The organism is Pedobacter sp. AC379 (assembly GCF_979258145.1).
Map to the genome: position 1 here is coordinate 1 of NZ_OZ409839.1, position 14,506 is coordinate 14,506.

General features: G+C 40.3%; 8 protein-coding genes. 1 reads left to right on the forward strand and 7 read right to left on the reverse strand.

Annotated elements, in window-relative coordinates; genetic code table 11:
• Nucleotides 1-79: 79 nt before the first annotated feature.
• From ltrA to gcvH, 5 genes are all read right to left on the reverse strand, one after another.
• On the reverse strand, nt 80-1,354 hold the full coding sequence (gene ltrA, locus ACZZZW_RS00005; protein WP_463491950.1) for a group II intron reverse transcriptase/maturase: 1,275 nt from the start codon (nt 1,352-1,354) through the stop codon (nt 80-82).
• A 646-nt stretch (nt 1,355-2,000) separates the two neighbouring features.
• On the reverse strand, nt 2,001-4,817 hold the full coding sequence (locus ACZZZW_RS00010) for an outer membrane beta-barrel protein (RefSeq protein WP_463491951.1): 2,817 nt from the start codon (nt 4,815-4,817) through the stop codon (nt 2,001-2,003).
• Nucleotides 4,818-4,892: 75 nt separating this feature from the next.
• On the reverse strand, nt 4,893-5,042 hold the full coding sequence (locus ACZZZW_RS00015) for a hypothetical protein (protein ID WP_463491952.1): 150 nt from the start codon (nt 5,040-5,042) through the stop codon (nt 4,893-4,895).
• A gap of 32 nt (nt 5,043-5,074) precedes the next feature.
• The gene (locus ACZZZW_RS00020) at nt 5,075-5,476 is read right to left on the reverse strand and encodes a VanZ family protein (protein WP_055910567.1); all 402 of its coding nucleotides are present in this window, start codon (nt 5,474-5,476) and stop codon (nt 5,075-5,077) included.
• A gap of 10 nt (nt 5,477-5,486) precedes the next feature.
• Complete coding sequence (gene gcvH, locus ACZZZW_RS00025; RefSeq protein ID WP_463491953.1) at nt 5,487-5,867, reverse strand: glycine cleavage system protein GcvH; 381 nt, start codon at nt 5,865-5,867, stop codon at nt 5,487-5,489.
• 251 nt (nt 5,868-6,118) lie between these two features.
• Here gcvH and ACZZZW_RS00030 point away from each other — a divergent pair, with 251 nt between their 5' ends.
• Entirely contained in the window at nt 6,119-6,583 is a 465-nt protein-coding gene (locus ACZZZW_RS00030; RefSeq protein WP_463491954.1) for a hypothetical protein, read from the forward strand.
• A gap of 123 nt (nt 6,584-6,706) precedes the next feature.
• Here the strand turns inward: ACZZZW_RS00030 and sov are convergent, their stop codons facing one another.
• Complete coding sequence (sov, locus tag ACZZZW_RS00035) at nt 6,707-13,906, reverse strand: T9SS outer membrane translocon Sov/SprA (protein WP_463491955.1); 7,200 nt, start codon at nt 13,904-13,906, stop codon at nt 6,707-6,709.
• An 11-nt stretch (nt 13,907-13,917) separates the two neighbouring features.
• The gene (ruvA, locus tag ACZZZW_RS00040) at nt 13,918-14,502 is read right to left on the reverse strand and encodes a Holliday junction branch migration protein RuvA (RefSeq protein ID WP_055910579.1); all 585 of its coding nucleotides are present in this window, start codon (nt 14,500-14,502) and stop codon (nt 13,918-13,920) included.
• Between the last annotated feature and the right edge of the window lie 4 nt (nt 14,503-14,506).

Below are 14,506 nucleotides of genomic sequence, written 5' to 3' on the forward strand. Positions count from 1 at the left end.
ATCGAGTAAGAAGCAGGGAATTAGTTTCCCTGCTGTCTCCTCACACCACCGTACGTACCGTTCGGTATACGGCGGTTTGTTAGAATAACTTCGTTTGGTGTGTCGTTTTCCAATAGTAATAATTGGTAAATCCATCAAGTCCATGCCTCAAAAAGAACTTCTTGTCAAGGGTTGTAAGTAATATCGGGCTGTTTGCAGTCCTACAGTACCCCTTACGGGTATTGGCCAATTGATAGGCCCTTGATTTTACCAACCCCATCTTCATTAAATTCCGCGCTCTACCCGTTATACTCTTCCATTGCTTCCAAAGAACAATCCGCAGTCTGGTCCTCATCAACTCGTCCAGTCTGGTCATATGACTCTTTGCTTCTGCAATAGAGAAATAATTAACCCAACCATGAATGATTTCCTTAAGCGTTAATATTCTTTCTTGGAATGGAACTGGTTGGCTACGTTTAGTTTGCTCCCGGATTTTCTCCTTGATCGCTCTTAGAGATTTGGATGAAATTCGCATCTTCCATCCCTCTTTGCTACCATAGAATGAAAACCCGAGCAGACTACTTTGGCTTGGCCTGCTAACCTTACTTTTCTCCCTGTTAACCTTCAGTTTCAGGCAGTCTTCCAGATATACTGAAATACTTCTCATTACCCGGTGTGCTGATTTCCTGCTTCTTAGATAGATACTGCAATCATCAGCATATCGCACGAACCTGTGCCCACGCTCTTCGAGCTTAACATCGAGTTCGTGAAGGATAACATTTGATAGTAACGGACTTAATGGACTGCCTTGTGGCGTTCCTTCTTTTCTTGGGCTGACCAATCCATTCTCCATGATCCCCACACTCAAATAAAGACGAATAAGCTTCAATGTCCGCTTATCCTTTATCTTTACTGACAGCAGATGCATAAGTTTATCATGGTTTACCCGGTCAAAAAATTTGTCCAGGTCAAGTTCCACAATCCAGGTGTAACCTGTGTTAAGATATTCCTGAGCCTTTAACACTGCCTGATGGGCATTGCGATCTGGCCGGAAACCATAACTATCAGAGGAAAAGTCGCCCTCGTACTTGGGGCTCAGCCATTGAGAGATGGCCTGCTGGATCAACCGGTCAATGACCGTTGGGATGCCAAGCATCCTCTTACCACCACTGCCTTTGGGAATCTCTACCTTTCTTACAGCGTTCGGTCGGTAATGGCCTGATAAAATATCACTCCGTAATGCCTGCCAGTTAGCATTCAGGTAGTCGCGAAGTTCATCGGTCTGCATACCATCAATACCACCAGCACCCTTATTGGCAGTAACCTGCCTAAAGGCTCTTTGTACATTTCGGATGTCTAATATTTCTTCAAGCATAATACTAAAAAAAAAACTCCTTCCCAGGCATTGTGTACATTGGTTGCACGGCTCGGCTCAGCTCCTCTTATAATTTACTCTCGGATTCCGTCCTACCCTCATATAAGCAGTTCTCTAATGTGGTTCCGCTGTAAACGCTCTGCCATAAACTTCCTGTTTCCTTTGCCATCCTAACATTTGGTCCTTTCTGCATCCGAAAAATGCAGTACTACGACCGCTGCTGACTTCTGATTGAGGCATTTAACATCTCTGCCAAATGTTTCTTCTCCTGTAATCGCGCTTACAATTGACAGAACTCATTCAGATCTCCCGGGGTAAGACAATCTACTTCCTATGGATGTGGCCTCTGTATCTGCGTAATAGTCCCCGTGCAGTATTGGGCTTCTGTTTGTTTCGCAACATCACCCGGACTAAATCCGCCTCGTATACAGTTTCTGTTCGTAAGCCCCCATATTTGCCGCGGACTTCCTTCAGATTCGCAGTCACCCACGACACCCTTGTCTCGAGCTAACACTTCCTACTGCTAAGCGTGTTCGGGACTTGAACCCTATAGTCGATTGCCATGCCCGGCGCACGAAAACAAAAAAGTCCCGGTTAAAAACCGGGACTTTCGAAAATTAGTTCAGTGAACTTAGTTATATGGACTTTACATTCTGGTACGACCACCGCCTCCGCCGTTTCCACCGCGCTGACCTGGCATCTGCATATCTCCACTCATTGTTCGGCCACCAATACGGGTTAACGAATAAGTGAATGACAACATATAATAGCGTTTTAACACATTAAAGTTAACATCCTGAATTGATGTGCCTGTAGCTGTTCTGCTTACTCCTGTGTTCTGGTTAAGTGCATCATTAACAGAGAATTTAAATGTACCTCTGTTTTTAAAGAACTGACGGCTGATGTATGGATTAAGGATGGTATATTCCTGGTTATACAGATCCCCACCACCAAAATTTCTGAAATAATCAATATCTATGGCTAACCTGATATTGGCTGGCAATACATAACTTACATCAAAGCTTGGATTAATGGTGTAAAACTGTGTATTGGAAGATTGCTGTGCTGAAAAGGTTGAATTGGTATAACTACCGGTAATACCACCCGTTAAATCAAATTTATCAACATTGGTAACCAGTTTATAACCGTTGGAAATGGTGTACGAATTGGTAATGTTTTTAACAGATGTGGTACCGCCTCTTGGAATAATGTAATTTACATTCCTGTTATAAGCCCCATTACCTGAAATATTTAAGGTTAATTTACGCTCTGCCATTAAAGGTAAAGACCATGTTGCATTGGCATTACCTGCATAAACGCCATCAACATTAACATAACTCACTTGTTGGATACCACTAGGCAGCTGTGAAACACTGTTACCGATACTGTTGAAAGTTTGGGTCAAATTTAAGCCAGCAAAAAAGAATCTGCCGTTTTCAATATTGAAGTTATTGAAATTAATCCTCAACTGGTTATTGAAAGAGGGTTTTAAAGCTGGGTTACCCACGTAAATGGTTTGCGAATTTGTATTATCAGGAATTGGCTGAATCTGGTCGATACTCGGTTGAGTGGTAGAGCCACGATAATTAATAAACAAACGTTTACGGTTGCTAAAATTATACCTGAACTGTGCAGATGGCGTAATATTGATAAAATTCTGCGTACGCTTTAAGCCAGTGGTTAAATTGGTATTTACCCTGTTGGTTTGCTGCGCAGCCACACCAATATTCCAGTTGTACTTTTTCTCTGTTGTTGTCAAACTTACGCCTGCCGCATTGGTAAGGGTACGGTTATTATAAATGTTTGAGAAAGTATTGTTTACAAGGTCATATTGCAAAGTTATAGGATTGTAATTAAGCACATCTCTTTGCGAATCGCTATTTGAATACCCGTTCTGGTAATTAAATTCTACACTTAAGGTTTTGTTTAACGGCTCTGTATAAACTGCCCTTGTGGTATTACTTATAGAATGGCTATTGGTATTATTCAATTGATTGGTAACAGTATCTCTTGCTACTGTTCCGACTGTAATTTTATCACTCCTGTAATTAAGGTTTGTTCCATCATTATCATTTATGTTTGTGCTTACATTTAAAGATAATGTACGTCCTCTACGTTTAAAACTTTTGCGGATTAACAGGTTATTGCTGAAAGTAGGAGTAGCGGCAGTTGTGTTGTTGCGCTGTGTACCAACAGTTGAACCATCAGAAAGTATCCGGGTGTACGAATTTAAATTGTTTCCATCGGTTTCAGTATAAGCCAGGTTTGGCTGTATTTTAATTGATAATGAGGGATCTATTTTGGTATCCACCATAAAATTAAAACGGTGGTTAATACGGTCGGTATTATTACTTATATCCTCCGTAATGTCATTGGTACTACCTGTTAAATTTTGTGTAAATGAATTTTGCAACCGTTCGGATGTTGCTTTGTTAAAGAAATAGCTGGCCTGAAACTGTGTACCATCTTTATAGGTATCGGCAAAGTTTAAACCTGCTGCATTTGTATTGGTAATGCCGCCATTTCCGTTAGCATTTCCTCCGCCACCGCCGCCGCCACCGAAACCACCGCGGCCGCCGCCACCTCCAAAGCCATTACCTACACCACCACCCTGGCCAAAGTTTTGTTTGTTTACATTATTAAACTGCCCGATAAAACTGATCTGCCTGTCGTCATCAAATTTATTTACGTTCAGGCTGGCATCATAACGGTCATTAGAGCCATAACCTGCTGTACTGTTCCCGAAATAACCATGTTTCATTCCATTTTTAGTGGTAATGTTCAAGATTTTATTTCTTGTACCATCATCAATACCGGTAAATTGAGCCTGCTCAGAAAGTTCATCAATTACCTGAATTTTATCTACCATGTCGGCAGGAAGGTTTTTAGTTGCCAGTAGAGGGTCGTTGCCAAAAAACTCTTTACCATCTACTTTAACCTTGGTTATGGTTTCGCCCTGGGCTTTTATGCTTCCATCTTTGGCTACTTCTACACCGGGTACTTTTTTCAAAAGATCTTCTACCACGGCATTCTCACGCACTTTGATTGATTTTGCATCAAATTCCAAAGTATCTTTTTTCACCACAATAGGTATAGTGGCCGTAACGTTAACGGTATTTAAATCAACACCATCATCACTCATGGCAATATCGCCAGCATTAACTGCTGCTTTAGCCACTTCAATATCTTTTGTAGCTGTTTTTAAACCTAAAAAGGCGGAGTAAATTCTATATTTCCCTGGCGCAATGGCTTTAAAGCTAAAACTTCCATCAGGATTGGTTTGACCTGAGGCCACAACACTAGAGTCTTTTAAGCTCTTAATTGCTATGGTAGCAAAATCAACGGGCTTTTTATCTTTCGCGTTAATTACTTTCCCGCTTATCGAGCCAGTATTTTGAGCCTGGGCGATGTAACCACAAAATAGGAGAACAACCAATATTGCCCTCTGAACGTTCCTTTTCATCAAAAAAAATTAGATATTATATTATAAAACTAAGCTATCAGACTGTAGAAAAGCCTAAAGGTTTGTTAAGGTGTGTTAAAAGCTTGGTAACATTTTAAATACAGCCCCTGGCAGAGCTGCCAAATGCAAAGAAAGGCTCAGAAAGATGTTATTTTCTTTGAGCAGGATAACTTTTGTAATAAACCTTTGGGCAATGACAGTTTTTTTTAAAGATGCTGCATCCATTTAAGCTTATGGCTACAATTACAATGATAATGCTAATTTTCGTTTTCATTGAAATTCAATTTATGAAGCAGTACATAACTAAAAACAGCCATGGATGCGCCGAGCATATCGCAACCAAAATCCCACCATTCAGCCGAGCGATAGGTAAAAACTTTCCATTGTAACAATTCAATTCCCCCGCCAATAATCGCATTGATGAGCAAAATTTTGAAAATAGTTAAGGTTCTGAAAGCAAAAGTATGCTGATACCTTATTTTTCCGTAGAAGAGCAAAACTGATAAGACAAAGAAAAAGCCCATGTGGGTCATCTTATCAAAACCTTTGAAGAAAAACCCGCTCTCGCCAACAGAGTCGGAAATTTGCATATTACAAAGCACTAAAACGACAATTGTCCAAAGAATGGCCCATTTTTGCTGTTTTAGTGCTTCGTACAAAATATAAAGATTAGGCGCCTACCAATTCCTGGTATGCTTCTGCTGTTAATAAACCTTCTACTTCAGCTAAATCGGCTAAAGATACTTTCACCATCCAGCCTTTTCCGTAAGGATCAGAGTTAACAAGTTCCGGATTGTCGTTTAATTCAGCATTTACTTCCAATACCGTTCCAGTAACTGGCATATACAAATCAGAAACAGTTTTAACAGCTTCTACTGTACCGAAAACTTCTTCTTTAGCTACTTCGCTGCCTACAGTGTTGATATCAACATAAACGATATCACCTAATTCGCGCTGTGCGAAATCGGTAACACCAATATAAGCTTCGTTACCTTCAACTTTAACCCACTCGTGGTCTTTAGTGTATTTTAATTCTGATGGAAAATTCATTAGTTGTAAATTATTGAATATAAGTTATGTATTTTATTCTTTAAGCCAGCCTGCCAAATATCTTATGGATTTTACAAACCGATAGTTTATGCACCAAAAATACAATTAAGTTTAACATATCGCAATGCCTGGAGAATTAACTTACCAGAAAAGGTTAATTTGATTTGACCGGGCGTTCGCAAGCATAAGATATTATGATTAAACAGATTGAGGAAAAATAGTTATATTCACTTAACCAATTAACGCTCAACATGAAATCTTCATTACGCTACGCCTTAAAAGTATGCTTAACTACCCTGCTGGCTTCAGCACCACTAACTATGGTTATTGGATTTGCCTACATCGCATTGATCAGGATCATCAACCCAGCGAATTGGATGTTTAGTTTTAACCTTCCCTTCAATCATATATTTTTATTTGTAGCGATTCTTGCCGCCTTCATTATGGTCAATAGGTATACGGTCAAAAAAGTAGGTTATTTAAGGTTCATCAATGATAGGCCTGTGGCTCACGCTATCGTAACCTTTATCCTTTATCTGGTTGCCAGTGGGAACATCTTTTTCATGGCTTTAGATTATCTATTATTCAGTTATTCGCCAATGTTTTTAATTGCATTTATATCCAGCATATTTTTCGCTGTCCGTGAAGGCAAGCCATTCAGGAAGTTACCGAATAAAAGCCCGGGTAATGAGCTAACACCTTTAAGTGATCAATAAAAATCGAAACTGAAGAGCTGCATGCTAATGGAATATTTGCTTTCCTGGACTCTAAGAAGGACTTATTTAAGTAACATTTAAGCTTTTATAACGCAACTTCTTCCCAATATCAGCTGTATCCGGTTAATTCAATGTAAACCTTAAGCTAAAGCCAAAATTACTGAACGAGGTATTAAAAGTTTGTGAAGTATATGGTTTTGTAATGTTCGAATCGTAAAACAATTTGATATTAAATTTCTGATTTAACACATAATCTACACTTGGCCTCAAGGTAATGTTTTTCGCTCCTGATGATACTTCCGCTTCGGTAACATCGGCCCGGTAAATCACGGTTTTATTATCACGAATGGCTACATCCAATTTAAAATCCATATTATTATCCATTTTCAGGCTTTTAAACCATCCAAACGGAAAACGGAATTTATTGGTACGATAACCTAAACCCAATACCATATTGTTTTCTGATAATTGTGCCAGCTGACTGTTTGATAAACTCAGGCCGAGCAACCTCGAACGGTTTAATTCAAAAGATGCTGTTAGGTTATTTTTAAACCTGGTATCAACACCGATCAGTGGTGAAAAATATTCGGAAATGGTTACCTGTGCAAACTGGTATTCGGGCAAAAAGTTGTTGTTCACATCCCTGCTGCTTACCCCACCATTGGTTTCCTGATAACGCAGCAATGAATTAAATCCATTGATATTATAAGCAGAACGGTAACCATGCCTGATATCTACTGATGAAAATTTATCGGCAATAAAAGGAATCCGCGTTAAACCGCTATAGGTCAAACTCCAGTTCGGAAGCGGTATTTTCGGGAAAGCATTCATTTTTGTTTTACCAGCATCCTTACCAGAATATGCAGCCATAAATGCAGAAATAATTACATCCTGACTCTCTTTGCCATAACCATCGGCAAAACCGCTGTTAATACCTGAAGAATTTGGATTTTGTGCACCCAACCTTCTCGAAATAATAATCCTGTTGGCCATAAACTGGTTAAACAAAGAAGAAACCGTGCTAGAATTGCTTTCTTTAAAGGCAGTACCCAGGGCAATGTACGAAACGCTATAATCGCCTGTTGTAATTGCACTTAAATTCTCGAATGATGATGCACTTGCCACATACCTGAAGTTGGTGGAAAAATTTCTGGTTTGCGCTTTATTCGCTTTTAAAGTGATCCGTAAATCTTTAAAAGGCTCAACCTGGCCGGTAAGCTGTAAATCTTCGCGGAGTGTGTTCACATAAAGCTGAGTCTGCAAAGTATCTGTAGTTAACCAGCCGTTGTTCAATGCCATTTCACGGATATCGCGCTGACTGCCGAATGCGAAACCTAAACCTGGAGCTCCGGTGGCATTGTCAATACCGAAATACTTGGTTGTTGGCAGATAGCCAGGCAAGAAAATACCTTTTGTTTGTACAAAACTGGCATTTACATTTTTCAAACTCGTTAACAAATTAATGAAAAAGTTCTTGGCTCCACCGCCATCCTGGTCATTACCTGCGTTGCGGATAAAGCCAAATTTATTGTACAGCGTTGTTAAGTTTAAGGTAGGATTTACCTGAACCGTTCTGCTGTTTTGAACCGTATTTCCAAGGTTAATGTTTGGATCGCGCAGGGTAGAAAGCGGCTCGGTTTGCCAGTTAAAGTTGGTGCCGTAACGGGTTTTTACCGTAACCCAGTTTAGCCCTGGTATTTTATCGATCGGCAGATTATAGGTTACATTAAGGTTGTGGTTATAATCGGTAGTCCGGCCCAACCGTTTTAAATTTTCCCAAACCGTATCCCGTTTCAATCCTTCAATTCTACCGTCGGGTTCATCTATAATGGAATAGTTTGTAGCATTAAAATCCAGTTGTAACGAACGGGTGAGGTTCCAGGCGATACCATAAATCCTGCTCATGGTAAAGTTCTTATTAAAGGTAGTGCCGTAGCCACTCTGGTAAACCCCGATGGTGTTGTTAGGATCGTTATTTCTTAAGGTATTTTCTGAGTACAAACGGTCTACATCAATTCTGAAATTGATTGCGCTCGGAAAAATACTAAAGTTAAAATCCTTTAATAAGGCAAGCATGTTAGACTTAATAATTTTTTCGAAAGGGGCAATGGTTTTGGCTTCTTTTGAATAGCTATATTGTAATGATGCCCTGTAAGTATTCTGTATGCTGCTTTGATTAATAAAATCGCGGTGGTTGTACTGTGTGTAAGCATAACTTGCCGAAAAGTTTTCAATATCCCAAAGGTGTATGGGTTTACTGTTGTTTACACGGTCTTTCCTTACGTTGGTAAAGTTGATCCCTCTCCTAACGGTGTAATCCTGTGCAAAATTCAAAATAGAATCTTTTTGGGCCTTGGTTGATTGATCCAAAGCATTTTTCAGTTCAATATCCGGTGTTCTTGGGTTGTACTGTGGTGTTGAAACCTGTTTGGAATAACTTACAAACATCGGAATTTTAACCCCTGATTTTTGTGGAAGGAATTTACCAAGTTCCATGGCCGAAGAAACATCCAACAGCACATTATCCGCACGGTTTCTTTCACTCACTTTCGAATCTATAGAACCAAAACCGATAGTGGATTTACTACCGGAAATATTTACATCTGCAAAATCTGCAAGTTTCAAATTCAGTCTGCCTGTTGCTGCCCATCCACCTTTTTCATCAAATTCGGTCAACCTTAACTCATTGAACCAAACCAGCGCATTTTTATCCTGGCCATCATCCCTAGCCCCATCAGTAACGGTACGCAAAGGGTTTTTAATCCCCACCATATACACCCTAACCTTGCTCATGTCGGGCTGCCCTTTTACAACTATGGTTCTCAATCCGTCAGTATAGGTAAATGGTACATTGGTAGGCCAGGGTTGTCCGTTTGCCAGTTTTGCTACGTTACGGGCCAACTTTGCGTTTTGGAAAAGCGTCAGATCAATATCCATTCTATTGGCTTCCGGCCAGATGGCATCAGGATCGCTGGTACCTGGGTTGGTAACCTTTAAAGGCATTACATATTCGTAATAATTATCCTGGTTATCGGTTCCGATCCTTAAAAAGGCCGAAACATCGTTATCATTTAACAATTGATTATTAATGGCCTCTGCATGAACGAACATTTCTAAATGTTTGTAAGATCTAAAATCGCTGTACGCAGTTTTAAATGCCGCCCGGCTATAACCATCCCTTAAATTTTTCACACTCACCGAGAGCGATTGTTCATTCAGCCTGGTATCGCCACGGTAATTGCTATAATCACGCTCGCGCAAAATACCCGGAGGAGTTACATAAGGGATAGGCGAACGTTTACCATTTTCTTCAATATTAACAGTTGAAACTTCGATGGTAGAATTATCAGGTGTTAAGGCTGGCAATGATGGATCAACAATTACCTGCGCGGCAACATTTGATGCGTTATACTCTCTCCATTCACCACGGATAAGCTGCAGCTTTGCAAAACGCATAATCGCGGTATCAGCAAAATTGGTCATAAACATCCTGAAAAAACGGATTGATTTGAAATCCTGAATTCCACCAACCTTATCTTGATATTGCCCGATTGGAATCCTGAACTGGTACCATGAAACAGCCTGTGTATTTCCGTTGGCCAGTTTTACCTGAGAGGTTACTTTATCGGTAATAAAATTCTGTCCAACGTTTAAATCTCCCGGACGGATGGAAACTTTATATTGAAAGTATTCATCACTTTGGGTCATGTTGTTGTCGCGGTTAATATCCTCACCATCCGGCAATGAAGTAGAAGCCGAATTTTCGAGCCCTAATTCTTCCTGCGATTGTTGTGAGGTTTTCGAGTTGCCCTCAGTTCCATTGTATTTCTCATACCGTTTAAGAATCCCTGCATTGATCTGATCTAAAGCCGGCCCTCTGAAATAAGCATAATTATCTGATGATGGATCGGCATCAAGCGCACTAGAAGCAGTAGCATTCAACTGGCCTTTAATCTGTGTAATGGCCGCAGCAAACTTAATTTTTTCATCCGCATCAGATAGTCCATCCAAACCCACATCCTGCGCCCTGCGTGCGTTGGCATTGTTATCAAACGCCTGCACAACCGGCTGTAATTTTGGTACACGGCCCCATGCAGTTTCATCATATTTGGTGGGATCGTTTGTGGCCGGCAAGCCATTCTCTAACGATTTTCTTCCATCTTTAAGAATATCTTCTGAGATATTTCCTAAATTGAAATACATATCACCTCCTGCAGAATTCGGTTTATAGATGAATGGATCCATTACCCAAAACTCAATAAAGCCAACATTCAGTGCTTCAAAATCATTGGTTTCAATTTTCCGCTGAAAACCGCCCCAGTTATTTCTTGGTTGCAGCAAGCTTCCATCCGGCCTAAAATCAGTGGTACGGAAATTATATGGCCCCCTAACCGTAGGGTAATATGCCACATCAAAAGTGGTAATGTTTAATGCCTGTCCGGTGGCGGTTTCTTTAAAAGGAAAAACCTCCTGCTCAATTACCTCCCTTACATAGTGATTGGAAAGTTCAGAGCGGTTGCCCCTGATATTGGCTGGTGTAGTTGAGGCCGCCGAGTTGTAAAACGTAGGGTCTATATTATAAAAAGCAATTCTTGCGCGGTTGTAACCATACGATAAATCATTAGACTTATCGTACTCGGAAAAAAGTTGTGGCGTACCTGATAACTGCCAGGCAATGGCACTTTTTAAATCGATTACCGACCGCGATGCTTCAAAATCATCAAGATAACTTACCCCATTTTTACTTCCTGCAAAATTAAGTGCTCGTGGGTGGCCCGGAATCAGTTGTGCAAATTCACCGTAAAAGGTTACACTGGATGGGGCTTTGGTAGAAATAAACGGCAACTTATCTACCATTTTAGTTAAAAACCGCGATGGTGAGCTGTAATTGATATCTGCTCCCCAAATGGTATTCGAAATAGGTTCTTCACCAATATTTACTTTTTGGGTTAAGGGTTTTTCGGTGAGGTTCATGATCGTTCCACCCAGATTCAGCTTGTTGTTTACGCGGTAATCCAAACGGGTTCCAAAAAGCGACCTTTGCTGCAAGCCAAAAAGCTCATTGTTTTCTGTGGTAATCCTGATGGGCTGACCGGAAACCAAAAGTGCCTGGTTGATAATGCTCACCCGGCCTCCCTGGTAATCAACTGTAAAATCCACACCTTCCGTTAGTGGCATTGTTCCTGCAAAAACCTTTACAGATCCTTCAGGAACATTGATTGCATTTAAACTGAATTCAGAGGAAATATCAGATTGATAATTCACCTTAATAATGTACCTGTTCTGATTTTGAAACAACTGCTTGGCAATGGTTTGCGTAGAATCGTAAAGTGCGGTAAAGGTATATTTATTGATCAAGGCCTGTTCACTTGGTAAAAACCTTGCTGCCAAATCTTTACCAAAAGGTTCAATCACCGGAAAAATAATCCTTCCATTTGCCGGATCGATGGTAATATATCCCGAATTGGTGTTGGTAACCAATGATGTTTGCCCATTACTGCCCACCCCGAACATACTGGCCTGGTTGGCATTACTTGCGGTAGAGTATGAGCCAAAAGCATTATTTGCGGCCACAAAATCGAAAATACCATCCGGTTTGCGCTCATTTTGCTGGTTTAACCTGTCAAACTCCGTTAAGGCAATCCATTGCTTATTGGCCGTATTCTGTCCTTCGGTCATTACCGGGTTATCCACACCGGTTTCATTATCAATGCGGTAAATATCCAGTTTAAAATTCTGACTGCTGATCTGATATCCTCCGATAGAATAAATATTTTTCATCATCAGATCCCAGGTAGGAAGTTGAATTTTTGTGGTTTCGTTCTTTAAAAGTTTCGCAAAAAGCACCTTTGGATTTGCAGCATCAAAAGTAACATCGGTAGAAAACTCACCCACCTGATACTCCACACCATTATAAGTATAACGGTAGGCAACAGCCAACACCTCATCGGCATTTAAAGGATTGTTTAATGATAAATAACCCAGTTGAGGCTGGAAAGTAAACTCGCGCTCGGTTAACTTCCTGGCATAAATAAGTTTGGCAAAGTTATCGGTATTGCTGCTATTGGCCGGGGTGGTTTGGAAGAAAGAAAGTACAGCATTGGAATTTGTTTGTCTGATTGCCCCGCCCTGATAAGCATTTAGTTGCGCAATAAGGTTGTTCGATTGTTGTGAAAAACCTGTAGCGGTAGTTCCGGCAGGCAAACCCGAAGTTCCGCCGGTAAGCAAAGATGTGTTGAAAGGAACATTTTCACCCAAATCCATTAAACCCAATACATCTCGTGAATCGTTGGTATTTCCAGCTTTATTGGTAATCCAAACCTCTATTTTGGTAATCTGGATCGGCGAGGTGATAATTGGGGCATTAGCCAGGTTTTTGTTGTAATTATTTCTAAAATACTGCGATAAGAAATAGTGCTTATTGGCCTCATAACTATCAATATTTACGGTGGTGGTGTTTTGCTGCGCACCGTTGGTAATCTTAATCTCCCTTGATTCTGATTTCTGCTGAGTGTATACACTGGTCACATTCAACCGCCCGAATTTCAACTGTGTCTTAATCCCGAAAAGTGCCTGTGTTCCGGTAATCAGTGAAGTATTTAAAGGCAAACTTACGTTACCTGCCTCAATCTTCTGGATAATATCATCCGGCCCGCCTGTATAATCCAGTTTAATCTGGTTCTCAAAATCGAACTGAGCCTCCGTATTGTAATTACTTTTAATTTTTAGTTTTGTTCCGATATTTCCAACCAGGTCCATCTGGATCCTTTGGTTAAAATCGAAATTTGTCTGCACCCGTTGCCTTTCGTTAAAAAGCGGATTTTCATTTTTATTCACCCTGCCTAAAAAAGTAAGTTCGGCTTCTCCACGGGGCTGGATATCGATGGTAGTTCCACCAAATAATTTTTCGAATGCTTTACTGTTTACCTGAATCTGCGGAATAATACCAGTGCTTCTGTAATCGCTTACCTCGGCATTCGATATACTGCGCCAATTGCCGCGTTTGATCTCACTGCTAACCAGACGCTGGTATTCATCAATCGTTAAATATTGAGTATTTAAAACAAAATTATCTCCTATGAGTTCTTTAACTACATAGCGTTTATTTTTGGCATCGTATTCTACAACGCGCTTTAAATTACTTGGAGATGGATAAAAAGGATTAACAGCTGGACTGAGGCCCAAACGTTCTTTTTCTTTCAAACCAAAATTATTTTTTGGCTTAATTGTATCCACCTTGCTTGGAACAACTTGAGTGTAAGCGTTTTGAGAAGCAATTAAAAAAAGAGGAATGAGAAACAGAAATGTAGATATTCTCTTCAAAGGCAGTAGATCTATAAAGTTTTTAAAGCATGTTTAATTAATTGCTCTACCGAAAGCGTTCCCTCTGTCACTTTTAATATCTGGTCTATAGTTTTTTCGGCGGTTTGTTTGGCGAATCCGAGCATTACCAATGCTGATAACGCTTCATCTTTCACAGTATTGTGTTGAGGCATAGAAATTAATGAATCTACACCTTCCTTTTTTAATTTATCCTGAAGCTCTAAAACCAGGCGTTGTGCGGTTTTTGCGCCCAGGCCCTTAATCCGCTGAATTAAAGGCAAATCTGCCTTAACAATTGCAGTTTGTATCTCTACGGGGGTAATGGACGATAAAATCATCCTGCCGGTATTCGGCCCAATGCCCGTTACCGATATCAAGTGTAAAAATAAACGGCGTTCGCCTTCATCAGCGAAGCCGTATAATGTGTGTGCATCTTCTTTTACATGTAGCCAGGTGTAGAGTTTACACCTTTCAGCATCGCCTAAAGCGCTATATGTGTTTAAAGATATGTTAATATGATAGCCTATACCTCCGGCTTCAACCACAACATAAGCCGGGTTTTTAAATGTCAATTTACCATCAATATAGGCGTACATGTAA

What these genes read in the sequence shown, in the direction of transcription:
- ACZZZW_RS00010 (WP_463491951.1), bottom strand. Translation starts at nt 4,817, where the DNA reads ATGAAAAGGAACGTTCAGAGGGCAATATTGGTTGTTCTCCTATTTTGT.
- ACZZZW_RS00030 (WP_463491954.1), top strand. Translation starts at nt 6,119, where the DNA reads ATGAAATCTTCATTACGCTACGCCTTAAAAGTATGCTTAACTACCCTG.
- ACZZZW_RS00015 (WP_463491952.1), bottom strand. Translation starts at nt 5,042, where the DNA reads ATGGATGCAGCATCTTTAAAAAAAACTGTCATTGCCCAAAGGTTTATT.
- ltrA (WP_463491950.1), bottom strand. Translation starts at nt 1,354, where the DNA reads ATGCTTGAAGAAATATTAGACATCCGAAATGTACAAAGAGCCTTTAGG.
- gcvH (WP_463491953.1), bottom strand. Translation starts at nt 5,867, where the DNA reads ATGAATTTTCCATCAGAATTAAAATACACTAAAGACCACGAGTGGGTT.
- ruvA (WP_055910579.1), bottom strand. Translation starts at nt 14,502, where the DNA reads ATGTACGCCTATATTGATGGTAAATTGACATTTAAAAACCCGGCTTAT.